The organism is Desulfosoma caldarium (genome assembly GCF_003751385.1).
Classification (GTDB): Bacteria; Desulfobacterota; Syntrophobacteria; order Syntrophobacterales; family DSM-9756; genus Desulfosoma; species Desulfosoma caldarium.
The window spans coordinates 90,068-114,169 of sequence record NZ_RJVA01000012.1 but is presented as its reverse complement, the minus strand read 5'-3'; the positions used below and the strand labels follow the sequence as shown (position 1 = coordinate 114,169).

The 24,102-nt window shown below is 55.0% G+C and carries 13 protein-coding genes and 1 CRISPR repeat array (1 of these 14 running past the window's edge); of the genes, 1 reads left to right on the top strand and 12 read right to left on the bottom strand.

The genetic code is table 11. The features are described from left to right. Positions 1 to 14: 14 nt before the first annotated feature. The 9 genes from EDC27_RS08660 to EDC27_RS08620 all read right to left on the bottom strand — a co-directional run bounded on the left by EDC27_RS08660 (position 15) and on the right by EDC27_RS08620 (position 12,402). A complete protein-coding gene (locus EDC27_RS08660) occupies positions 15 to 1,061 on the bottom strand; it encodes a hypothetical protein (RefSeq protein ID WP_123290235.1) in 1,047 nt (348 codons plus the stop codon). A gap of 181 nt (positions 1,062 to 1,242) precedes the next feature. Further along, entirely contained in the window at positions 1,243 to 2,535 is a 1,293-nt protein-coding gene (gene csx2, locus EDC27_RS08655) for a TIGR02221 family CRISPR-associated protein (protein WP_170161715.1), read from the bottom strand. Between the two features lie 23 nt (positions 2,536 to 2,558). Beyond that, positions 2,559 to 4,049, bottom strand: coding sequence for a type III-B CRISPR module RAMP protein Cmr6 (gene cmr6, locus EDC27_RS08650; protein WP_170161714.1), 1,491 nt, complete (start codon positions 4,047 to 4,049; stop codon positions 2,559 to 2,561). A 70-nt stretch (positions 4,050 to 4,119) separates the two neighbouring features. Continuing rightward, positions 4,120 to 4,503 carry a type III-B CRISPR module-associated protein Cmr5 gene (gene cmr5, locus EDC27_RS08645; protein ID WP_123290232.1) on the bottom strand — a complete coding sequence of 128 codons (384 nt, stop codon included), beginning with the start codon at positions 4,501 to 4,503 and terminating at the stop codon, positions 4,120 to 4,122. Next, on the bottom strand, positions 4,500 to 5,432 hold the full coding sequence (cmr4, locus tag EDC27_RS08640) for a type III-B CRISPR module RAMP protein Cmr4 (RefSeq protein ID WP_123290231.1): 933 nt from the start codon (positions 5,430 to 5,432) through the stop codon (positions 4,500 to 4,502). Before cmr4 ends, cmr5 begins: the two co-directional genes overlap by 4 nt. A gap of 14 nt (positions 5,433 to 5,446) precedes the next feature. After that, positions 5,447 to 6,571 (bottom strand): type III-B CRISPR module-associated Cmr3 family protein, encoded by a 1,125-nt coding sequence (locus EDC27_RS08635; protein WP_170161713.1) that lies wholly within the window; start codon positions 6,569 to 6,571, stop codon positions 5,447 to 5,449. Beyond that, positions 6,568 to 9,288: a type III-B CRISPR-associated protein Cas10/Cmr2 gene (cas10, locus tag EDC27_RS08630; RefSeq protein WP_170161712.1), complete on the bottom strand. Its 2,721-nt coding sequence runs from the start codon at positions 9,286 to 9,288 to the stop codon at positions 6,568 to 6,570. The genes EDC27_RS08635 and cas10 overlap by 4 nt, the downstream gene beginning before the upstream one ends. A 320-nt stretch (positions 9,289 to 9,608) precedes the next feature. Then, positions 9,609 to 10,751 carry a hypothetical protein gene (locus tag EDC27_RS08625; protein WP_123290229.1) on the bottom strand — a complete coding sequence of 381 codons (1,143 nt, stop codon included), beginning with the start codon at positions 10,749 to 10,751 and terminating at the stop codon, positions 9,609 to 9,611. A gap of 463 nt (positions 10,752 to 11,214) precedes the next feature. Next, a complete protein-coding gene (locus EDC27_RS08620) occupies positions 11,215 to 12,402 on the bottom strand; it encodes a DUF3782 domain-containing protein (RefSeq protein WP_123290228.1) in 1,188 nt (395 codons plus the stop codon). Between the two features lie 568 nt (positions 12,403 to 12,970). On the opposite strand from EDC27_RS08620, the gene csx20 reads away from it, so the two are divergent. Continuing rightward, positions 12,971 to 14,722, top strand: coding sequence for a CRISPR-associated protein Csx20 (gene csx20, locus EDC27_RS08615; RefSeq protein ID WP_123290227.1), 1,752 nt, complete (start codon positions 12,971 to 12,973; stop codon positions 14,720 to 14,722). A gap of 371 nt (positions 14,723 to 15,093) precedes the next feature. Here csx20 and EDC27_RS08610 read toward each other — a convergent pair whose 3' ends face one another. The 3 genes from EDC27_RS08610 to EDC27_RS08600 form a co-directional block, all read right to left on the bottom strand. Further along, positions 15,094 to 15,276 (bottom strand): hypothetical protein, encoded by a 183-nt coding sequence (locus tag EDC27_RS08610; protein ID WP_123290226.1) that lies wholly within the window; start codon positions 15,274 to 15,276, stop codon positions 15,094 to 15,096. A gap of 817 nt (positions 15,277 to 16,093) precedes the next feature. Continuing rightward, complete coding sequence (locus tag EDC27_RS08605; RefSeq protein WP_123290225.1) at positions 16,094 to 17,263, bottom strand: tetratricopeptide repeat protein; 1,170 nt, start codon at positions 17,261 to 17,263, stop codon at positions 16,094 to 16,096. A gap of 630 nt (positions 17,264 to 17,893) precedes the next feature. Continuing rightward, complete coding sequence (locus EDC27_RS08600) at positions 17,894 to 18,073, bottom strand: hypothetical protein (RefSeq protein WP_123290224.1); 180 nt, start codon at positions 18,071 to 18,073, stop codon at positions 17,894 to 17,896. 38 nt (positions 18,074 to 18,111) lie between these two features. Then, positions 18,112 to 24,102: direct repeats of the CRISPR family, unit length 36 nt; unit sequence GTCTCAATCCCCTCGAATCGGGGCCTACCTTCGAAC (it continues 5,777 nt past the right edge of the window).

Genomic DNA, 24,102 nt, shown 5'->3' with positions numbered 1-24,102 from the left:
ATATCGACATCGATTTATAAAAAATGGCGTCGCATGTGATGGGCCAGACTTTCCGGACGCATGATCATGATCTCGTTTTTGAGAAGCTTTTGAAAGTAATAGTCGTCTGTGCGGTAGTGGGGCGCCACATTTTGACGGTTCACGATGCGAAAAACACAGGCAAAGGATCCGTCGTTTTCTCCCAACGGGCCGCTGTAACAGGAAAAGTTAAACGTGGAAAAGCCTAGGGTGTGGTAGCCGGCAAGCACGCTGTGCAGCCCTCGGGCCGCCGACTGCGTGTCCTCGTCCGTCCATTGCAAGAAAGAGGGCAGGCCGGAAAAAACGGCTAGGATTTCGTTCACACCCATGGGCGAAAAGGAAGCCAACCAATGGCTGCGGCCGACTTCGGCGATGTGGCGTTCACCCGCTTGTTGCTCCGCTTTCACCAGATCGTCCCAGTAGCACCGTCCCGTGCGCTCAAAGTAAGCTCGAGACGCGTCCAGAAGGAGCCCATGATGGGTTCCCGGCTCCACGCTACCCAGGATTTGCAAATGGGGGTGAATGACGCTGGCCCCTGCAGGAAAGAGATAGTTGGCATTGATGGTGAAGTAGCGAATGTCGGGAGTCTTTTCAAAACAGGCCCGCACAAAATCCACGGCGACTCCCAAAGCATCCGCCAAAAGATCTTCTGGAAAGTCATTGAGATGCCGATGATGACGTTCCCCCACCATGACCACGCCATGGTAGGCCGAAAGCGGAAAGAGGTTGGGAAAGAGCACCACATCGCCCCTGACGATGCGCCCGCCCGGAAGAAGATTTTCCGGATAAGTCGGGGTCATGGTTTGCCACTTTCCGTCGCACAAAAAGCAGGTCTCCCGGGACGCGGCGATTCGCTCTTCCAGGTAGGCCGCATCCGTCGGGGGAAAGAGGATCGTCGTTTTGCCTTCCAGCGCCGCATTGTAGATGCTCTGATGGCCTGTGAGCGGGTCACGGCGCACCTCGATCACCTGCTCGTCCAAAGCCCCGTTTCGCAACGGGCTATGAAACCGTGCCGTCTCGGTCCAGGACTTCCACTCCAGCATACCCGCACGCTCCTTTTCCGACGTTTAACCCATGCAGAAAACAGCTTTGACCATTTTCGACCGCCCTCTTAATCTCCACAGGTTCATTCCCATGGGTGAAACCTCAGCAGGCGGCCTGGACGGATCAACGGCGCCCCTTGGCTGAAAGTTGAGACCCTGGGATTCAATTTTCATTTTACGCCTAATTTGCCAGAAGGCCCTGATTTTTAAGGAGCTCTACAACGTCCTCCAGATCCTTGAGAAACCGGAATGATTTCTCGGCCACATCCTCTGGGGTGTCACCTTTTTTAGTCCAGGCATGATCCATTCCGTTTCTATAATTGAGGAGTTGGTGCAAAAAGGCTTTGATGCGGTCCACAGCCCCGATGTTTTTCAACTCCTGGTAATACGGCATTAACTTATCACGAATCCGCTCGTCGTCCCCGGTAAAGCAATGTTTCTTTTCTTCAAACAGTAGCATCCGGATAAACACCTCGGCTTTGTGGCGCTGGCTCCTACCCCTGCTCGTGTGAACGGTCGCTTCAGAAACCTTGATCAATCCAAAAGAACCGATCAACTCCCGCATGGCCGTCAAGGCTTGCATATAGAGCTGATGTTCCAAAAGAAGACGAATGATTTTGATCTGCCCGTCAAAGTAGGAGCGATCATATTTTTCTTTTTTGTCTAAAGGGGCCGCCAAGTCATCAAACTTGCTCAGGAGAAGGTCGAGCAAGTCTTGCTCTACGGGTAACGCTTTATCCTGAATTTTCTTAACGGCCTGCACGAGGTCATACGCCGCGGCCTTCATACGGTGTACATCCACATTGCGGATTTTTTCCGTCAGCTTTTTCGCCACCTTCGAAAGCTCGTTGTCTCTGAGAACTTCAAAGGACACCTTGTGGCTTTTTTGCGCCAAATCCACAAGCTTTCGAGCGTCGGCATCTTCCACAAGACGATTCACTCCATCGGCCCATTCGTGGATAATGAAAAAATCCTTCAAGTCCACGATGGGAGGGGCGTTGGGATCCCTTTCATAAGCCCCGTAGTACACCCCTTCCAACACCACTTGGCGCACCCTTTGGACAAAGTTGATGGCGTTGGTAAAAACGATGCTAAAGGCCCGGTACCCGTGGGTCACGTCTACCGTCAACAAATCGCCTTGGCCGATATGTTGGACAATTTTCTGAAACCATTCCCATTGGCTCTGGGGGGTAAAATCATCCTTTATTTCGATTGGTTGAACATCCCTTAAACCTTGGGCTGCCATCTCCGCCCTCAGCGCGTCGAAGTGACGCTTGCGGGACTCCTCGGTCACGACCACCAGGCCGCGGTCGAATGTCTTGGGCTTCAAGAGCTCAATTTCTGCTGCCTGAACGTATTTGGTCGGTTGGGATTTTTTTCCGTTAAACACGTAGGTGGCAGGGTTGTAGTCGTAGTCTTTTATGTGCGCCTGCCAAGACCCTTTTCCCAGAAAACTCAGGTAAAGCACTGCCACGGCGTTTCCTTTTGACCCTGTATTCATTTCCTCAAAGCGTCCACCGCTGAGCGACGTTTTTTCTCCTGTTTTTCCCTCTTTTTCTTGTTCACGCCGGGATCAGCCCACCCCACTTGCTCATAAACTCCTACAATAAAATCGGCCAGCTTCGCTCGAACATGGCTATCCTGAATTTGCTGTGCCGCTTCTATGGCTCGGTTCAGGTCCCTGTTGAGGGCTTCGCGCTCCTTTTTTCTTTCCGAGTCGCCGAGCTTACCGTAGCGCTCAGCGGCTTCTTGAAGCTTCCGCTTGATCTTTTCATCTTCCGGCAAAGCGTCCCACTGGGCTTGACGTCGAGCCCGTTCGGCGTCCTCCGCTTCTTTGCACCGCCGCTCCTCCTCTTCACGTTCTCGTTTCCGTTGCTCTTCGGCTTCCCGCTGCGCTCTCTCTTTTTCTTCCTTTTCCTTCTGCTTCTCCAGCTCTCGATCAGGCCCCAGGACCCCGTAGCCCACAGAAGTCTTGGCGCCAAAACCGAGCCAGGCCTCAGCATAATCAAAGGCTGCATTCAGAAGTTTTCTCCAATTCCCCACGTCCTTCCACAAGTCGCCTATGGATGGTGACGGCTCGACCCGAAACACGAATTTGGTGCCGGGGGCCAACACCAGAAAGAAAACCGGCACGGGTTGTTCGGCATCATGTGGGCTTTCCTCACCACTTCCCTGGAAGTAGTCTTTATGGTGAGGGTTAAGAATATCCACCGCCATATTGCACCCTGGCTGAGGATAGGCGTCGAGAAACCTGAGAAGACCCTGAAAATGTATGGCGCGCCGAACGGTTACAGATTCCCTAAGCTTTTGGAGAAAGTCCGCTTGATTTTTCGGACGCCTTTCCGGATCAACCCAGATTTTGATTAATTTTTGCAACAAGGGATCCGGTGTGTGCTGAACGGTTTGCACCACCTGATCATACGCTTGGGACCACTCCCCGGCGTCATTTTTGGTAAAGTAGGTACTCTTTTCGTCGAAGCCGAAAAGTGCCCATACTAGGGGAAGTGTCCACCCGTGGGTGTCGTCGCACAGGAGGGCAAGTTCCTCGGCGGCTCGGCGCAGCACGCCCTTGATTCCCGAACCTGCCAGGTATGGAACACCGTAGGGTGAAAGAAACGCGAAACCATTTTCCACGGGATGGGGGTTGCCCGAACCGGTAAACAGGGGAGCATACAGCTCTGCAGGCCGTTGCCAGCCCCGATCGCAAAACACCTCAGCTTGCCGGGTCGTGAGGGCTTTTAGAACTTCCTGAGCGGCCTTTCCCACCGTGGCGACCGCCTTCAACGCCTCAATTTTCTGGGTTTTCAGAGGTTGCCATGGATCGTTGTCCACTCCCTCCAGGGCTTGAAAATACAGCAAGAAACGGTGCCCTGGCGGAATGGAGTCGGCAACTTTTTCCGACCTTCGGAAATCCGCACTCCGACCATCTAAAAACTTGGTCACATACGCCGGCACAGCCCGTCGCAGTCTTTGATTAGGTGGTGCCATCGTCCCTTCCCCTTCAAGAGCTTTCCTTTTCCACGGCCTTTGAATGACTGTGTCAGCCACCTGATCGGCATCAAGCCACCGCATTGGCCAGGTAACGAATCCATTTCAGAACCGCCAAGGCCTCTTCCGTGGCCCGCTGGTAAAGTAGACTGTCACAGCCAGATAAGGCTTTCATGGCGTTTGCAAAATTTTCACTATCTTTGGCGCGCAGCACGTGCGCTTCCGGACGACCTAGCCAATCCAAAAGATGCCCGAGCAGTTTTTCGTGCTCATTGATCTCACGGTTCTTGTCCTCTTTTTTTCCGGCCTTACCCTGCAGAAAGGCCAACGTCTGCATGAGGCCGTTGCTCATCACCAATGCCGGCAGGCCCTTGGCCAGGTTTTTGTACTTTTCGTCCACACCCTGCACGCACGCCCACGCGTACTCAGCTCGAATCTGATCCAGCGTCTTCATGACGTCCCCTCCTTGAAACGCACCAGCACCTGCCCTCGGCCCGTGGTCGCATCCCCGCCGATCTGAAGACAGGACGCGTCAAAAGTGTTTCGCACCTTGTCCATAACCTGTTCGGCGCTGAGACGGTCGTTAGGGTTGCTTCCGTTTTTCAACCGTTCGTCGGACGCCATGGCAAGGCTCACCATAATTGCTTCGGGTGGAAGGTTTTCCGTGAAAAAAAGCCCACCCTCATCGGCCGTCCCCGATTCGTCGTTGATGCGCACATGGGGTTCCACCACCGTGGCATTTCTGGCAAAAAACGTGAGTTGTGTGTCGGACAACAGCACCAGATCTGTCGCCAGTTTGTTTCGAAAGTATGCGTACCCCTCCCCTGAGGGCAAGGCGTTTTCCGATAGCCATTGCGCCAATTCCTTTAGAGCACCGGAATTGTCCGTCACCGGCTTGAACGCGTAAGATTCCAGGATCAGCCGACGCTCATCTTGGGCACGACACAGTAAACCTTCGTTCAGCACCACGACTTCATCTTCTTGAAGCAAAGGACACGCACAGATGGGCATGGGCACCCCTGCCACGGTCGCCAATCGGGCCAGTCGCTGCAGGGCCAACGGAGACGTGGCGTAAACGTAGACCCCTTTCAAGCTTCGAACCGGAAAAGCCACCAACTGAGCGTCGGCAAAACTGATGGCCCCCGCGTGATCCGAAGCGTCCTGTTCCGGACCGAAAATTCGATCCAGAATGCCTTCTTCCTGGGCCCAAAGCCCTCGAGCTGCATGGCGAAAGGCGCCCTTGATGCCGGAAGCTGCAAAGGACGGGTGTTCTGTGTGGCGCTCCCGTTGAATGGGATTGTCGATAACCCCCAGAGCCTGCCCGGCCCCCATGTGAACCGGTGTGATGGCGTAGAAGAAAGTGAGGCACTTACAGGTAAACATGGCTTGACTCCTCCTTAGACCCACTGCCCAAACCACACATGGTTCCAGCCCTCGCGTTGTCGTCGACGGGCCGGATGCTCCGCTTCCATAAGATCCCACAAACCTCTCTCGTAAAGTGGTTCAAGGGCGGCCGAGTCGCCCTCTTCCACTTCAAACCAGTAGCAGGCTCCCGCAGGCACCACAGTCTGGGCCGGTTTGGGCGCCTGCTTGGCCAAATCCCATCCGGAAATGACCTGGGGACGAGGGACGACGGCCGCCAGAAGCTTTGCCTGCAACCCGTTCAGCCGCAGCCTGTGTGGCGCGCGCTCATCCACGCCCGGAGGAAGCCAGCCCGAGGGGAACAGGCCCGGTGTCGCCAGGATCATTCGAAAACGCCTCCAGCCCGGCTGAGGACGCCCAAAACCTTCCAGCTTTTCCATAATGTGCGTGTGGGCCTCACGAATTTCTGCCGCTCTGCCGTCCCCTCCCAACCGCACCAGACCTTCGGTGGGTATGTTGCTTCCGGAAAAGACAGCAACGAGATGCGTGTCCGCCTTTAGGGCCACCGCATCGGTGGTGTAGATAGCTCCCTTTATCACCGTACGCGATCGACCATCCAGAGCGATCCCCAGCCGATGATCTACAGCCCAGAGCTGACGTGCTGTGGTCACGTGGACACTTTGAGGGACTTTGCCTTGCAGGTGCTCTTTCCATCCTTCCAGTTGGAGCCAGACGGATCCGGCGAGCTTTTTTCGTTCTTTGATCTCCAAGATGGGCAGCATCTCAAGGGGATAACTGCTGCATAATCCCTCAGGAACCTTGCGGGGTTTCAACGGAAGCACTTCGGGACCCGCCTCTTCGTCTCCTGTGATGACCAGGTCTGCCGGCGCCGGGCAATAGAGCCTGTTACGGCTTAGGATCCATAGGCTTCGCAAATGAAAGTCCCTTCCCAGGGCTTGTTGAACGAGGCGCTCCGCTTGGTCAGGGGCCGCCGTCACCCGGCCCACCAGGTTTTGATCCACCAGAGCCCTGGAAACCACCGCCCCGGTGACGACCGAGGGCCAGGGAGGCATTGGAGCCTCTCCGTGCACAGCGCCTCCGAACAGGCGATTGCCCCGGAACATGAGCACGTCCACTGGAGTGATGGACAGGACCGTCATGGGACCTCCTCCGCTTTTTCCATTTGTTGTCCTACACGCCCTTCCCGAGCCAGGAACTCGGCCGTCAGCACCATGTCCCGAAGAAAGCGGTTGGGCTGAGCCCATTCGCCGGATCGGGAAATCTCCACACCATTGCGGGAAACCGCGCGGCGAGCAAGCCGCTCTGCCAAGTCCCGAGCTTCCGTTCCGGACACCTTGGCCTTGCGTCTGAACTGGTAGTCCATCACCGCCGCCAAGGCCTTTTCATCCGGTGGCACATCTCGAAAAACCTCGCTCAATTCGTAGGCCGTCCGGCGCGACACGTCATAGGCCAGAAGATGACGAAGGTCCAAAAGGAGCCCCATGTCGCCGTCACGCCAGCCGCCCGTTAGGTTCCATTTCCCCACCAGGTGCTCCGTACCGCCGGAACGCTTACATACGGTGAGGCAAAAGGCGTCTCGTTTCCCCTCTTTTTTAGCCCTTTGTTCCGCCGCTCGTAGCTCTGTCAAAACCCGAGGAAGTGGCGCTTGATGGTGTGCGATGACGGCACCCATGGAAGCGGAGGCGGTCTCTCCCATAAGCCGATAAAGTTGTCGGTCGCCAGACGAATCGACCAATCCGTAGCCGAAATGAAACTTCACGGTTCCGTCATCCGTACCCAGCTTGCGCCAAAAGCTCTGGTTGTCCTCCCCGGCGGGAAGCTGTCCGGAAAAAGCGCATCTCAAGGCGAACATTAAGGCCGGCAGATCGTGCACAGCCACCATAGCCATGAGGTCATCCCCGCCGGCGTATATGAGTTTGCCCATGAAGAGGTCTTCCACAATTCGGCGGCTCACGTGAATGGAAAAGGCATTAAGCGCCGAGGAAATGGACTGGTGCCAGGCGGGAGACGCCGGTCGGCGGGCATTCAGATAAGCCCTGAGCGCTTCCACGCTCCTGAGATCTTCCAGACATTCCGAATGAAACCTCTGCTCAAGCTTGGGGGTCTTCCCAGTTGCAGAAAGCCATTGCCCCATCCGGTCTCCGTCCATGAGCACCAGGGCATAGTAGGTCTCCGGCGCCGTCCCAAAACACCGTTTAAAGGCCCGGACGGCTTGCCGCTGCTTATCCTCACTGTCCAGAGCATCCAACAACGCAGGAATGCGCTTCAATTCCCGGATTGTGTCCGAAGGCCAGCCTTTGCGTTTTAGTTTCCGATGCAACTTGGCGGGTAACAGCACAGGGCGCGTGTCCTGCGCCTGGCCGGCCAGGCGTTGCAGTTCTTGGCTCAAGCTCTTTAATGCCCGGGTGACCTCCGGGCTCAAGATGTTGTTGGGCTGGCTCTCGGCCCAACGCCACAACGACGTAGCCACCGCCATGCCGTGGGTGGAAAGAACCAAGCGGTCGGGTTTCTCCGTGCCCAGCGCACGACCGACCTCTTCGGTAAAGAGCCTGGGCCAGGTGCGCTTCAACGCGCACCAGCCGCACAGATGCTCGCCATCTTTGGCCAGCGCTTGACTCTCGGAGGAAACCCTTTTCCACAGGGTGTCATGGCGCCTGCCCGGAGGGCTAAAGATGCCGGAAGGGCCGGTTGGTTCTCCTCGACGATGGGCAAGCCATTCCCTCTCGCCGCAGAGGCTGCATCGATAGCCTTCTTCCACGTCTCCGGACATGGCCCGTGCACCTTTGGCCGCGGCATGCAACCTTTCCAGCGCTTCAATAAGCCCGGGATAGGCGACACCCGGGTTGGGCCGGTAAAAGGTAACCCCGTCCAGGACAAGCGGGTTTTTCAGCACCGATTCCAGCGCATCGTCCAGGTAGGATGGGCTTGCCCCCAGAACTTGCAGGGCTTCTCTTAATCGCTGATCATCTAGACGGGTTTCCCCGGCCAAAATCCAGGGAACCACGGCCCAGTAAATTTCTGGAAAGTTCTTCAATTGCCGATCCAGCTGCGCGTGAGCATCGAGCGCATCCTGAATGCCCGCCACTCGAAGCAACTCTTCAAGGCCCTCAAAGGCCTTGTTCCTGACCCACCGCCGCACTTTTTCCGCGATATCTTTTGCGAGCTCTTCGGCTTCTTGGGCCGGCACCAAAGCCACAAAGCGGTTGGGAAGAGCGGCCACAAAAAGCGGATTCGCGTCCGTTTCTCGACTCATCCATTCGGGATCCCGAATCTTTCCCTTGAATGCATCAAATATCTCCCTCCAAACTGGGCCCAAGGTCTCGTAAAGCCACAGGTCCACCTGCGGCACCCCGTGCAGGTTAGGGAATAGGACGGCGTCCGGGCCGTAACGATCGCACACCTCTTTCATGGCGACCCACGCCAGGCGAGACAGTAAATGGGATCCGGCCCAGAGGTCGGAAACGCTGCGCGCTTGGGCGATAAAACCCTGAACGGGGCCAAAGCTCATGAGAAGCAACGCCGGACCGTGGGTTTCACCCGCTGCCAAAGCGCCGGCAAAGGCCGAGGTGAGGGAAAGGTGTTCCCAAATGGAGTGGTCAGGGCTGCGCGTGTCGGCGGGCAATTGCGACCACAACGCCCCCAAAGCCTTCGTCGGCGCGCAAGGTGCAAAGCGCCAAAGTGAAAGAAACGTTTTTTTCCAATCCAAGCGACCGTTTTCTTGGACGATGAACTTGTCGTAATGGGCGAAACTGTCCGCTTCCAGATCTTTCGGGGGCAAATCCAGTTCCAGGCTTTGCAACCGGACTTTCTCTCCCGACAAGGGATGGATCAACTCTGGATTCTTATCAAAGTTCACTCGCCTCCCTTGTTCCTTAGGAAGGGAGGGTCGATCGGCTGCGGAAGCCCACCAATCTCCCTTACGGACGAACGCTTCCAGCTCTTTCGCATCCTCATCCGGTAGGTCATGCGCTGCCTTTTTTAAACGCTCTTTCAACATGGCGACAGTACCCGCCTCGTGCCCCTTGCCGCGAAAGAGGATCAGGGACTTTTCAGCGGGATCGTGGATGAATGCGAAGACTTTGGCCTGCCAATGCTTAGTGGTGCTCATCATCCTCACCTCATGTCACGGCTCATGACCGTTTTTCAACACGCCACCCGGTTCAAAAAACAGCATTTTTACGGCAGGCGGACGACGCGCACTTTGGAACCGCTATCCAGGTATGCATGCACCTTGGACCACACGGTTTGTTCCATCTGTTTCAGCTCACGAGCGGCCGCCTGCTGTTTCACAGCTTTTTTCCTCAAGGGTTCGGGTATGGCATGGGGCAGATGAACGATGATCCCCTGATAACCGTCCGAGACTTTGAGAACCTTAAAAAGCAGCTGGTTTGCCGAACGCGCCTTGTCGCCCCATTTGCCAAACGGATGATTGGTCACGGGATAGGCAAGAATGTGGCGATGATAAAGCTTCGTAAGCGGCCCGGCTGCCTTGAACTGAAACTGCGTGCGGAACCCAATTTTTATTTTGGCCAATTCTTCCATGACCTGGTGCCATCCTTTTTTCGGCTCGGTTCGCCATAACAACAGCCCTGTATCGTCACACCCCACAGCATGGCACCAGTCCAGCTCCAGAGCATCGGTCCACTTCACGGCCACTTCGTGCAGCCATTTCCTGGCGTCTCGGTTCCCTTCATCCAGAACCGCTTCGTCAAACAGGGGCTGAGGGGCTTCATGGTCGCTGACCAGCTGAATCTGCAGGGATCCCCATCCGTTTCGGCTCCTGCCGCCCAGGCAACCGCAGAAAGCCATAAGCATCATGGCCCGTTGAATCTGCCTGTCCATTTCACCTTGCGGATAGAACAGTTTGAGTTCGCGGGAATCATCGCAGCGTAAAGCCGATTCCCTTTGAAGTTGTGCGCTTCCTGAATATTTGTTCCAGTTTATGAGACCATTCCCCAGGTACAGGAAGGCTCTGACCCGCTTTTGAACCTCTAGATCACGAACTGGGGGGAGCTGAGTTTGATTGAATTCACCACGTGGTAACTTTCCACCGCGCCAGTCATGGATTCGAAGGCGAAGGCGACTGGCCCCCGTACCCTTGTCGGCCGAAGTGCCAAACCATGCATTTTCTTGGTTGCGAAGAGCCTCGACGGACCTCGAACTCTTGGGCTGCTCATTCCACCAGACAATGCGCCACCACTTTCTAAGCAGCGCCTTGAACGGGGGGACGCGCCACTGGGCCGACTGGTCGGCTCCTCGCAGGAACGCAGGAGTCACAAAACTCACTTTGTAGGTACGTTGGCATAAATTGCGTCTCATGGGTTCATTCTCCTCACATGCCTTTCGTCCACCAACAGCCGTAGCCTTGAACAGCGCTGCGCAAGCCACTGGAAGCCTTCAGGCTGTCTACCCAGCCCTACGGCACTGGAATAGAAATTTTCAAAAAACGTTTCGTGTTGTGAGTTTTTTCACCTAATCCATAGCCAAGCGTCGAGGCTTTTGGAAAACCTCCGCGTGACGTGGCTCGCCTTGGGTCGCGCAAAGATTTTCTGTCAAGGTCCCGCTACAGGGGCAGTATTTCGTAAACGCTTGTTGGCATCATATTCGAATGTCGGCGAAAAGGGCGGGTGGGCTCTATGAGTCGATCCTCACCGATTGAACGGACAGCGCAAAGGACGGATTGCCCTGGGGTTAGGTACAAAAGGTCGCACAAGTAAGGGGAGGTGCTTACCCGTCGGTGCCCACGTGGAGCGCCTCAGGGCGGCACCTTGATATAACGATCCTATTCGTCCACTGTGACCAGTTCAATGGGAATGGGCGAGTGCAAAATTTCTCTCATGACGGAAGGCGGAACGTAGATGGCGGCGAGCATGATGCGGGGAACGGTGCCCGTTTGAGCTCGATAGTCTTCGGCAGAACGGTGGAAAAGGGCCACATCGGTCTTTTTCACCCTTGACGTTATTTCCAGAAGAATATGTTCGCCATCCCGAATGACCACATCCACTTCCCTGTCGCCGTAGTAGCCTTTGGAGACGACGTAGCCCGCTTTGTCCATGAAATTCTTGACGGTCTCGCGAAACACCTCTTCCGTTTGCAGGCCCCATCGGCTCCCAAGGGCAGCGATCAAGTCTCGCAGTTCCTTGAATCCGCGGAGCATCGTCTCCTCGGTTCGCTTCTGCGCCTCCGCAAGCTCTTCAACGCGCTGTTCGGTTCGCTTCTGCGCCTCGGCGAGCTCTTCCACACGCTGCTCGGTCCGCCTTTGGGCCTCGGCAAGCCGTGTCAGTTCCTCCTGCATCCGCGCCTGAGCCTGCGCCAGTTGATCAACGCGCTCCTCAGTTCGCTTCTGCGCCTGCGCGAGCTCCTCAACACGCTGTTCGGTGCGCTTTTGCGCCTCCGCAAGTTCTTCCACACGCTCCTCGGTCCGCCGCTGCGCCTCGGCAAGGCGTGTCAACTCCTCCTGCATCCGCGCCTGAGCCTGCGCCAGTTGATCAACGCGCTGCTCGGTTCGCTTCTGCGCCTCGGCGAGCTCTTCCACACGCTGCTCGGTCCGCCTTTGGGCCTCGGCAAGGCGTGTCAACTCCTCCTGCATCCGCGCCTGAGCCTGCGCCAGTTGATCAACGCGCTCTTCAGTTCGCTTTTGCGCCTCCGCCAACTCCTCCACGCGCTCTTCAGTTCGTTTCTGCGCCTCCGCGAGCTCCTCCACGCGTTGTTCGGTGCGCTTTTGCGCCTCCGCGAGCTCCTCCACACGCTCTTCGGTCCGCCGCTGCGCCTCGGCAAGGCCTGCCAAGGCCTCTTGCAAGCGATTTTGCCCCTGCGCAAGCTCGGCCACCGCACCGGTCAAATTGACAAAATCATCCCTTCTCACCACTTCGCCCAGGCTTTTGTCCAAAACCTTAAGGACCTTGATAAAGGCCTGCCGCAGAGAGGGATCAAGCTCATCCAGAGTCTCTATCAAATCCACGTTGAGCATGTTCTTGCCTTTGGTCTGTTTATGGATTTGTCTCCCGTGCTGACCGTTCCGTGGAGATTTCTTAGATATGGCAACGTTAACAAAGGCCTTGGCCTCCGTCAAACCTTTCGAAAAGTCGTAAAGATTTCTGCCGCAGTATCGGGTACCTCACCTCGTACCTTGTCATGAACCCAGTGCAAGCCAAGGCTCGATTCTTGCGAGCCATCGGCACCTTTTGTTTTGTTGGCTTGTATTCCCCGAAAAAGCCGCACGCACAAGGCCATCGTCACACATCGTGTCGTGAAACGATCCGTTTATATGATTCGGAAAATCCCCTCGAAATTTGCGAAGATCTGATCCATGCATAACAAAGTTCAAGGGCCGTCCTGTGAGAAGAGCACAATTCAAGATGTGACCCCATGATTTTTGCGCATCAAATTTTGTAAAAAGGGCAGGTTGGGGCCGTAGGGCACCATAGATCGGGTTGGGTGGGTTGGGTTTGAAGCTTCCAGGATTTTGTGATTTTGTCGATATCAAAGGAAGCGGCATGTGTAGGTCAAACTAACCGTGCGAAAGGAGAAACACGGCTATGGCCAGGGTTTTTTTAAGTCCACTGGGAACCAACAAGTATGTGGAATGTTATTACGTGGTGGACGGGACGCGGTCGGAAAAGCCTGTTGTCTTCGTGCAGGAGGCTCTCTTGGGCGCTATCTGCCGGGACTGGACACCCCAAGACCGAATTCTTATCGCCTGCACTAAGGAAGCCGAAGAGAAAAACTGGATTGACGGTGCCAATTTCCCGCAGGGTTTGGAAACAAGAATCCGTCAACTCGGCCTGAAGGTCCCTTGTCACAAGGTCCCCCTTCCAAAGGGGCAGGACGAAAAGGAAATCATGGATATTTTCATGATCCTCATGGAGGCCCTTGGGGAAGGCGACCAACTCTATTTGGACATTACCCATTCCTTTCGGTCCCTGCCGCTTTTGCAGACCGTAATCATCAATTACGCCAAGGTCCTGAAAAACATCGAGGTTCAGCGGATCTTTTACGGTGCCTTTGAAACACTGGGACCCATTCAGCACGTTAAAGAGATGCCGCTGGAACGGCGGGTGGCTCCCGTATTTGATTTAACCCCCTATGATACCCTGCTCGACTGGGCCAGAGCCGTGGATATCTTTCAAAAGGCCGGGCGGCCGCAAGAGATCAAACGCTTGGTCGGCCGGAACGTGGGTCCCATTTTTGGCAAGAAAGACAGCAAGGATAACGTAGCTTTGGCCAGGGCCCTTTCCGAGCTGAGCAACCAACTGAATGCGCTGTGCTCAAATTTGGCCGCGGTTCGAGGCCCAAAGATTGCCGTAGCTACGGGTTTGGACGAAGCCATCGACGCGGTGGAAAACCAGCGGCTGATTCCTCCCATGCAACCTCTTTTAGAAATCGTTCGACGTAAGCTTCAAGGATTCAACGCAGCAGATCCTGAAGCCAAGGGGTTTGCCGCGGCGGCTTGGTGTTTGGACCATGAGCTGGTCCCTCAGGCGTATGTCTTCCTTCGAGAAACGGTGCTCAGCGGGCTATGCCGGGCCGCAGGTCATGATCCTTATGATGAAAATGTGCGCGAAAACTTCTGGTGCGCCCTGCTTCACCTGTTGGCCACCAAAATACCGGAAAGCGAATGGGACGGTCTCCTTGCGCACAAGCGCGCGGAAGCCCGGGCCCTCATTGAGGCCGGAGGCAACACTTTGATCTCTCTAGCCTGTGCCTTTGAACCCTTACGGAAACGGCGCAATGATCTTCTGCATGGAGGTTGGAAAAAAGACGCGACATCAGCCAAACGATTGATGGACTTTCTACGTCGAGAAGGCCTGAAGAAACTTCAAAAGGCCTGGGAATCGTACCGAAACGGGCGGGAAAATTCCCCTGTGGGCGCGCCGGGGGAAAGCCCCGGCCCTCGCCGAGCCTTTTTGTTGCTGTCGCACAGCCTGACTTCGGCCCAGGAAGAAGAGCTCTTTAAGGCATGGCACGTACAGTCGGTGGTGGGCTTGCCCGAGCCGCTATTTTCACTATGGGGTCAAGTGCCGAGCGAGGCATCGTCGGTGCAATCGCACCTTGAGCCGATCCTGACGTGGTTGGAGGAGGAATCGGCGCCGGGGGACGTGGTCGTGGTTCAAGGAGAGTTTGGAGCAACATTCTATATCGCTTCGTGGGCTTTAGGGCGAGGCCTTCAGCCGGTTTACGCGACCACGGAAAGAATCTTGGAAGAGAAGGTTCAGCCCGACGGCACGGTTTTGCTCAGTCGCGTCTTTCGCCACGTTCGTTTTCGGCCCTACGAACCTTTCCCGGGGTAAGGGCACAAAGTGGGTTCTTCCGCCGGCCCCCTGAGGCCCATCTACGATGGACACGTAAGGGAAAGCGGTTTTTTGGACTCAGTGAACTAGAGAACACACCGGTCACTTTTCTATCACAAAAGCCTTAGGGCCTGGCGAGATCAGAGCTTCGGTGGGCGCCGAATCGTTTGGTAAGGGGGTTGTCCAGCGAAATTGGTGCAGTTCTGCACCGGCGCGCACCGCTTTGGGCCGGGAAAGTACCGTGCGAAAGGCACAACCCGGCTGCACGGGGACCATCGAGGATGCTTCTTTAATGATGGTGCCATCAAACGGAGTATGGAGCAGCGGGGGTTTTTATCCCGAGAAAATTTGTGGTCGCCCCACAAGGCGTCTCAACGCCGCTGCGATGTGATGCCCCTCATGGGCGCATTGGTGCGGGGACTTAGGCCGTTTTTAGGGTCGTCCTTGAGCGGGCAGGAACCCTGCCGGCCCTTCACGACGGGTTTCAGGGGATCGTGAAAGGCCGTGGCAAGGGCCGCCAAAAGTCTCAAATGCCCCGTTCGCTGAATTGCCATAACGCCTCGTTCCGGCCCACCAAATGGGCCAGGGCGCGGCACCCCAAAAGGGTGGCCGGTACTTGCATGTGAGGGCTCATGGTCCTTTGGCTTTCGTTAACGGACAAGACAAGCGACTTTTAGGGTTTGCTCGCTTAGATCTGCGAAAACCATTCTGGTGGATGGCTTATCACATTCGGCGGCATTGGCCCAGGGGGCTAAAGTTCCGAATCCGCCGCACGCGGACCTCACGACTCCGAATGTGGTCTGCTTCCTACGGGGCTTCGCCGAGCATGCAGAAGGTCAAGATCCTGTTCAATGTGCGGCCCGTCTATGGCAATCACCTAGAAAGAGGCTCGCTGGGCTTCACACCGTGCGTGGCGAAAAGGCTAGGTAACGCTGTGCGGTTTTGAACGGTGGCTAAAAGAATCCACCAGCTCCGAGGTGGTCCATCGAAAGATTACCGGAACGATTTCCCCGTTTCGACCCGGTGAGGTGATCAACACGCGGGCCAGGGTTCTCTTTGTCGCCTAGGGCTACCGACCCGCGCTCAATGAATTTGGGAATGGAACCGCTTTGCAGGTCAAAATGGTGGCCACGATTGGAATGGGTATCTTCTCCCTTCGGCCGACGCTGCTTAACTTTGGCGAAGGGTTGTCGTGGGGCCAATTAAAGGATGTGCATGTAACCAAACCGTTCGCAGCTTCGCGGAACGTATTGACCTGAAAGTTCTACGCCAAAGCCGCCTTTGGACGATAAATCAGGACACGCCGTGCCGGCGTTTTTTGGAGCCAGCGAATTAAGCGTGCTCGCCCTGGGAACGAGATTCCACAGGCTTTCATGTGGCACCGTTCGTCTCTCCAAGTTTCTCATGCTCCTTGGCCAGACGATCCACACCCGCCTTTTTGTAGGTTGCCGCGAGCTTTTTGTGTACGACAAGTTTAGCCTTTTCGTCCGGCGCCACGTCCAAGGCTTTGAGCCAGAATCGTCGTGCTTCGGACAGTCGCTCGGCATGGAAGGCCAGTGTGCCCAAGGCCATGCGTTCGTCGAAGCTCAGGCGCTCGATCAGCGTCCGATTACGCTCGAAATCCACGGCTATGGCCACGCACACATCGAGATACTTGGGATGCTTGGGATACCGTTGAAGTCCTTCAACGAGACCTCCCAGGGGGGTATAGGGGCTCGCCTTATTACCCTCCCCTTCAGCCACCCACCTGCGATGGGCCTGACGAAGGTTGCGCACGGCATCGTCCACGTTCCCCTTGCTGAAACTTGCCTTTCCGGCGGCGACAAGCCACGCCGACGGCAGCGTGATGTATTGGTGTAGGTGATTCACGAGGGGCTCCATGGCCTGGTAATCGCCCTGTTTGAAGTAGATTGCGCACAGCCGTTCCTGGGCACGAAGATTCATGCGGAACCGCGCTGCACGCGTGTAGTACTGGACAGCCGATTCCAAATCGCCTTGCATTTCGGCTCCCAGTCCGCAGTAGTAGAGCGCGGAGGTCGCGTCCGGCTTCATGGCAAGGGCTTCGGCGAAGTACTCTTGAGCCTTTAATGGGTCGCCTGCCCGCAGGGCTTTTTTTCCCAGAGCCAGCATTTGTTCGTAAGGTGACGGCGACTTCCGTCTGCCGATGATGGCCCGAAGACGATGGGCAAGCTTTTCCGGGACGATAGGTGTGAGCATGCAATCGTCAGCATCCCGCTCCATGGCGGCGAGGACATCATTGGCCGTTGTCTCGGGTGTGACGACCACCACGGGAAGCGTTTCGATTTCCGGTGTGCTGCGTATTCGATCGAGGAGGTTCAATGCGTGCGGGCCGTCGTGGTAGAGGAGGACGGCATCGGGCATCGGTTCGTCAGCACTGAGCGTCAGCCGTCGCCATAGGTTTCGGAAGTCGTGGGATTCCACATGACGGACATAACCTGTTAATTTCACGGTGGTCGAGAGCATACGCCGTGACGAAGAGGTCTCAGAAGCCACACATACAACCTGTAAAGAACTTGCCATTCGTTGATCCTTTTAAACCATGGGCTTTTTCGGAAGCCGGCCGCAAGAACGGTATCTCGCCGGCCGCCATAATCCGCAACGCGTTGAAACGACCCTTGTTGGCGACCCATGACCAGGGGTAGGCACCAGACAGGACCTTTTTCTTGCCGCTCGTGTCCTGCGCTGTCGACCCGCTTAAGCAAGGGCAACGATCCCTTCGCCCTGACCGACGGATTCCTCTTGCATCGGCGCCTACCTGCGAACTTTTTAAGCGCATCGGCTTTTTGTCGATGCGCTCTGGTCTCAATCCCCTCAAATCGGGGCCTGCCTTCGAACCACAAAAGAGCTCGAACCACCCGGTGTTCCAATGAGTCTCAATCCCCTCCAATCGGGGCCTACCTTCGAACTACTCGAGAGAATATATAGCCCGGATGCATCGGGGTCTCAATCCCCTCGAATCGGGGCCTGCCTTCGAACGAATACAACGGGGCTTTTTGAGACCAGTAAACACAAATAGACCAACACAATAGTCCGGGAGGCACGATAGTGCCTCCCTTCTTTTCATATTGTTCTATCCTTTATAGGTGGACTCAATACCGATGAAGTAGAATATCCAGAACATACTGAAGAACACAGCAAGATTTATCATAGCTACACCTCCCCATCATCCTCATCAAGAACATAATAACTAATACCTGTCTTTAAATCCTCGATTTTCTTTTTATAGTATTTTAGAATTTGTTTGCCATGGTACCTCCCGGCTAAGTACCCGAGTACCATTCCAGCAATACCGGCAACGTAAGGAAATTCTGTTACATATTGTTTTATCATACTTTTTCCTCCTTAATAAGTCCTACAAAATGGTTAAAGTCTCAATCCCCTCGAATCGGGGCCTGCCTTCGAACTCAAAGTCATCCCTGACGATCTGGTGGAATATTTTCGTCTCAATCCCCTCGAATCGGGGCCTGCCTTCGAACCGAACCTAGGATCCTATTGTTTAGATCGGGGCACCATGTCTCAATCCCCTCGAATCGGGGCCTACCTTCGAACCAATCTAGAAGGGGCGGATTTCTCAAAAATCCGCTCCGTCTCAATCCCCTCGAATCGGGGCCTACCTTCGAACGCGTTCACGAGATACCTAACGGCGATGAAATCGCGTCTCAATCCCCTCGAATCGGGGCCTACCTTCGAACTAAAAAGATTTTTCAGACTGCATTTGGCAGCAAGCCGTGTCTCAATCCCCTCGAATCGGGGCCTGCCTTCGAACAGGGCGTGCGATTTCCCATCGCTCAGCGCTTCTGGTCTCAATCCCCTCGAATCGAGGCCTGCCTTCGAACCCAAGGCCAAGGCCAAGGCCAAGGCCAAGGCGTCTCAATCCCCTCGAATCGGGGCCTGCCTTCGAACAGGCCTTGTGGTCTTTTGGGCTTTTTTGTTGACCGGTCTCAATCCCCTCGAATCGGGGCCTGCCTTCGAACACATAGGGGGGGCACCATGAAGATCGAAGTCACAATGTCTCAATCCCCTCGAATCGGGGCCTGCCTTCGAACCGTGGCGAATGGGAATAAAGGACGAAAGGCACAACGTCTCAATCCCCTCGAATCGGGGCCTGCCTTCGAACCGATCATCATCAAAGATCGAGGTGGCGTTAACTTGATTGTCTCAATCCCCTCGAATCGGGGCCTACCTTCGAACAGGAACAACAAGTTTAGCTTTCGGCTCAACGACAAGACGTCTCAATCCCCTCGAATCGGGGCCTACCTTCGAACCGAACGGCTTCATGTGCCGTTCTGTCTCCCTTTTTTGTCTCAATCCCCTCGAATCGGGGCCTACCTTCGAACAAAAGACGTGGGCGGTTTGGTTCGACGAACCGCCCAGTCTCAATCCCCTCGAATCGGGGCCTACCTTCGAACGGAAGGGTTCTTGGATACAACTTGTTGGTGAATATTCGTCTCAATCCCCTCGAATCGGGGCCTACCTTCGAACATTATCGTAACAGAAGGTGTGGCAAGGAAGGAAAAAGTCTCAATCCCCTCGAATCGGGGCCTACCTTCGAACTGCATTACGAATGAAGTTTTTTGGCGCACCTACGTTGGTCTCAATCCCCTCGAATCGGGGCCTACCTTCGAACAGATCGGCAGGTTTTTCTGTCGATATTGCGGCGTAAGGGTCTCAATCCCCTCGAATCGGGGCCTACCTTCGAACCTTTTGAGTATTGGAAAGACTTCATAGCGAGGCAAGTCTCAATCCCCTCGAATCGGGGCCTACCTTCGAACGCACAAGCTTTCAACTATTTCATACGGCAACAAGGTGTCTCAATCCCCTCGAATCGGGGCCTACCTTCGAACGGAGAACGAGCCTGAGAATCATTCGGCATGGTGCCGAGTCTCAATCCCCTCGAATCGGGGCCTACCTTCGAACTTATCAAGTGGCAAAATGGGTTCGGTAGGAAAAATTGTCTCAATCCCCTCGAATCGGGGCCTACCTTCGAACTGAAATTACGATAGGTCATCCATTAAAAAAGATAATAGTCTCAATCCCCTCGAATCGGGGCCTACCTTCGAACTTATAAAGACGGCAGCGCGTTTCGACGGGGTTATGTCTCAATCCCCTCGAATCGGGGCCTACCTTCGAACAGCAAAGGGAGATTGCCATGAGGAAAAAAGTTGTTGGTCTCAATCCCCTCGAATCGGGGCCTACCTTCGAACTTTATGTAGGAGATTTGCATGAATATGCTGGATTTCACGTCTCAATCCCCTCGAATCGGGGCCTACCTTCGAACCACGGCTCGGGCAAAGGGTTTGAAACCTTACTTTGTCTCAATCCCCTCGAATCGGGGCCTACCTTCGAACACGGGAGCGAACGAGATTGAATTGAGACCAAATCAAGTCTCAATCCCCTCGAATCGGGGCCTACCTTCGAACTTCTGTGCGGGTTGAGTGCGTGCGGAGAACCGTTGAGTCTCAATCCCCTCGAATCGGGGCCTACCTTCGAACTGATTCGAAAGGTGGCCATTGCTCAGGCATTCCGTCTGGTCTCAATCCCCTCGAATCGGGGCCTACCTTCGAACTTCACAGTTTCGTACAACGGGAAGCACGTTGATGTTGTCTCAATCCCCTCGAATCGGGGCCTACCTTCGAACCCGGTGCGGCTTACTTATCCTGGATCCCGGTGCCGGGTCTCAATCCCCTCGAATCGGGGCCTACCTTCGAACCGGCCTAGACCGCAAAGACGTTGATGAAGTTGAACTGTCTCAATCCCCTCGAATCGGGGCCTACCTTCGAACCGTATGGGTCAAAAACCCATACGACGATGAGGAAGTTGTCTCAATCCCCTCGAATCGGGGCCTACCTTCGAACCGGATTGCTAGAAGTTATCCCGCACCAGTAAGTTTTTGTCTCAATCCCCTCGAATCGGGGCCTACCTTCGAACTTTAGCGTTTCACTTTACGGGAATGTGTTAACGAGTCTCAATCCCCTCGAATCGGGGCCTACCTTCGAACTCAAAGTACGAGCAGCACCACGTGGAGAAGGCGGAGAGTCTCAATCCCCTCGAATCGGGGCCTACCTTCGAACTGGAAAACGTTTACAGGGAGAACAGTTTCTGTCGAAAGTCTCAATCCCCTCGAATCGGGGCCTACCTTCGAACGTATCCTGGCGCACCTACGTTGTGTAGGTGCGCTTTTGTCTCAATCCCCTCGAATCGGGGCCTACCTTCGAACAACATCCTAGCAACTGTCTTTCACTCAAAGACAGGGTCTCAATCCCCTCGAATCGGGGCCTACCTTCGAACACAGAATGCGAATGCGATCTCATGCACTACAAAGGAGTCTCAATCCCCTCGAATCGGGGCCTACCTTCGAACTATAAGACGCAACGGCGTAGTGCCGTTGCGCCTTTTGTCTCAATCCCCTCGAATCGGGGCCTACCTTCGAACTCAAGTTAATCGCAAAGCCGATAGTTTTCTTATCGGGTCTCAATCCCCTCGAATCGGGGCCTACCTTCGAACCACGTTGTGGCTGGTGACAGCCACGTCAGGATTTACGTCTCAATCCCCTCGAATCGGGGCCTACCTTCGAACTATTTCCTAGCAATAATGCCGTATCCATCATTCATGTCTCAATCCCCTCGAATCGGGGCCTACCTTCGAACTGGCTTACTGCCAAGTGCAAATCTATAAAACCGTGTCTCAATCCCCTCGAATCGGGGCCTACCTTCGAACTGGCAAAGAAAGAGGGAAACACCCTATGGCTTCATAGTCTCAATCCCCTCGAATCGGGGCCTACCTTCGAACTCAACAAACAACTTAACCCTTACGGTCTCAAGGCCGTGTCTCAATCCCCTCGAATCGGGGCCTACCTTCGAACAAAAGGGGAGGTGGGGTTATGATTAGATTACGCCCAGTCTCAATCCCCTCGAATCGGGGCCTACCTTCGAACGCGTATATCCCGCCAGAAAAAATCACCATTGCATTTGTCTCAATCCCCTCGAATCGGGGCCTACCTTCGAACAAAAATTAAGCTTTCCAAGTACCAGAGATGTTCTGTGTCTCAATCCCCTCGAATCGGGGCCTACCTTCGAACCTCAATACTGAGCACGTGATTATTCATGACAACATCATGTCTCAATCCCCTCGAATCGGGGCCTACCTTCGAACCGGGTACAGCGAAGATGTGGGCGCTTGGTCGCCATAGTCTCAATCCCCTCGAATCGGGGCCTACCTTCGAACCACATGGTGCGAAGTCGTCGTGTGGGTGCGCAACCCAGTCTCAATCCCCTCGAATCGGGGCCTACCTTCGAACATGAACGGCCAAAAATTGTCGTGCTTAACGTGGAACAGTCTCAATCCCCTCGAATCGGGGCCTACCTTCGAACTTTGCTGGGGGTTTGTCGAACAGAGCGAAACACGGGTCTCAATCCCCTCGAATCGGGGCCTACCTTCGAACCTCACGTTGTGTGAGTGCGCTTTTTTGTTCACCACAGTCTCAATCCCCTCGAATCGGGGCCTACCTTCGAACCCACACAACGTAGGTGCGCCTATCTTTTAACCCCAAGGTCTCAATCCCCTCGAATCGGGGCCTACCTTCGAACGTTGTGTGGGTGCGCTTTTTTTGTTCACTCTGACAAGTCTCAATCCCCTCGAATCGGGGCCTACCTTCGAACATCCCCAGAGTATTTACTGGGGATTTGTCGGCATTGTCTCAATCCCCTCGAATCGGGGCCTACCTTCGAACCCTATAATGTCATGGTCATGCCATGGCCGCAATGTGAGTCTCAATCCCCTCGAATCGGGGCCTACCTTCGAACCTATGAATATACCGAGCGAGGCGGCGAAAGAATCAGGTCTCAATCCCCTCGAATCGGGGCCTACCTTCGAACCAATGGGCCGAAAGTCTGGTAGAGTTGGGGCCGAATCGTCTCAATCCCCTCGAATCGGGGCCTACCTTCGAACCGAATGGGAATGATCCAGAGCTTAGGGCAAGGCTTCGGGTCTCAATCCCCTCGAATCGGGGCCTACCTTCGAACGCGAAACCACGTGGGATGTGATAGTGCATAACTACAACGTCTCAATCCCCTCGAATCGGGGCCTACCTTCGAACTGTCGAACAGAGCGAAACACGGGTTTGGCCGTCTATGTCTCAATCCCCTCGAATCGGGGCCTACCTTCGAACCAGGACGGGCTGATGACATGGCGGGATAATCCAGTGTCTCAATCCCCTCGAATCGGGGCCTACCTTCGAACTCAAAACTCACGGCGGGCCGCATCGCGCCGGCATTGCGTCTCAATCCCCTCGAATCGGGGCCTACCTTCGAACGGCTATCGAGAGCCTAAACGAAGGCTCTCGGCAAAGGTCTCAATCCCCTCGAATCGGGGCCTACCTTCGAACCGTGTCTTGTCGAGGTTCCGGAAACCGAAAACCTCGAGTCTCAATCCCCTCGAATCGGGGCCTACCTTCGAACTCTTGATGCCTATTACGATGCGGTTTTGATCATCAAGTCTCAATCCCCTCGAATCGGGGCCTACCTTCGAACCTCACGTTGTGTGAGTGCGCTTTTTTGTTCACCACAGTCTCAATCCCCTCGAATCGGGGCCTACCTTCGAACCTTATCATGAATCCTAAAACGGGATTCCGAGTGAGAGTCTCAATCCCCTCGAATCGGGGCCTACCTTCGAACAAATCGCGGGGACTGCTAGTCTCTCTGAGCACTCGAGTCTCAATCCCCTCGAATCGGGGCCTACCTTCGAACTATGGTTTGATGATCCCCCAGAAGATCTCTTAGGGGTCTCAATCCCCTCGAATCGGGGCCTACCTTCGAACTTCTTGTCAGTAGGCAAAATCCGGCTAACGCCTTCGGTCTCAATCCCCTCGAATCGGGGCCTACCTTCGAACCGTCAAACCGCCATGTCTTATTGAGTACTCCGAGGGTCTCAATCCCCTCGAATCGGGGCCTACCTTCGAACGGTGACTTACACGAGCATTGTGGGTTTCATTATCATGTCTCAATCCCCTCGAATCGGGGCCTACCTTCGAACCGAATACATTCTAGAGTTTGTGTTTTATCAAGAGTGCCAGTCTCAATCCCCTCGAATCGGGGCCTACCTTCGAACATTTTTCTCTGATTTCACAAGATGGGGATGTTCAGTTTGTCTCAATCCCCTCGAATCGGGGCCTACCTTCGAACAAGAAAGTCGTTGAATTCTACGTAGGTGACTTACACGGTCTCAATCCCCTCGAATCGGGGCCTACCTTCGAACCGAAATCGGCAGGTTTACCTGCCGATACTGCGGCGTGAGTCTCAATCCCCTCGAATCGGGGCCTACCTTCGAACCCGTGGAAGGACAAGCAAAAAAAGAAGGTGCTA

Coding starts and splice junctions, on each gene's coding strand:
- EDC27_RS08605 (WP_123290225.1), bottom strand. CDS start 17,263: ATGGCAAGTTCTTTACAGGTTGTATGTGTGGCTTCTGAGACCTCTTCG.
- csx20 (WP_123290227.1), top strand. CDS start 12,971: ATGGCCAGGGTTTTTTTAAGTCCACTGGGAACCAACAAGTATGTGGAA.
- EDC27_RS08600 (WP_123290224.1), bottom strand. CDS start 18,073: ATGATAAAACAATATGTAACAGAATTTCCTTACGTTGCCGGTATTGCT.
- EDC27_RS08610 (WP_123290226.1), bottom strand. CDS start 15,276: ATGGCAATTCAGCGAACGGGGCATTTGAGACTTTTGGCGGCCCTTGCC.
- cmr4 (WP_123290231.1), bottom strand. CDS start 5,432: ATGTTTACCTGTAAGTGCCTCACTTTCTTCTACGCCATCACACCGGTT.
- EDC27_RS08660 (WP_123290235.1), bottom strand. CDS start 1,061: ATGCTGGAGTGGAAGTCCTGGACCGAGACGGCACGGTTTCATAGCCCG.
- EDC27_RS08625 (WP_123290229.1), bottom strand. CDS start 10,751: ATGAGACGCAATTTATGCCAACGTACCTACAAAGTGAGTTTTGTGACT.
- cmr5 (WP_123290232.1), bottom strand. CDS start 4,503: ATGAAGACGCTGGATCAGATTCGAGCTGAGTACGCGTGGGCGTGCGTG.
- cmr6 (WP_170161714.1), bottom strand. CDS start 4,049: ATGGCACCACCTAATCAAAGACTGCGACGGGCTGTGCCGGCGTATGTG.
- EDC27_RS08635 (WP_170161713.1), bottom strand. CDS start 6,571: ATGACGGTCCTGTCCATCACTCCAGTGGACGTGCTCATGTTCCGGGGC.
- EDC27_RS08620 (WP_123290228.1), bottom strand. CDS start 12,402: ATGCTCAACGTGGATTTGATAGAGACTCTGGATGAGCTTGATCCCTCT.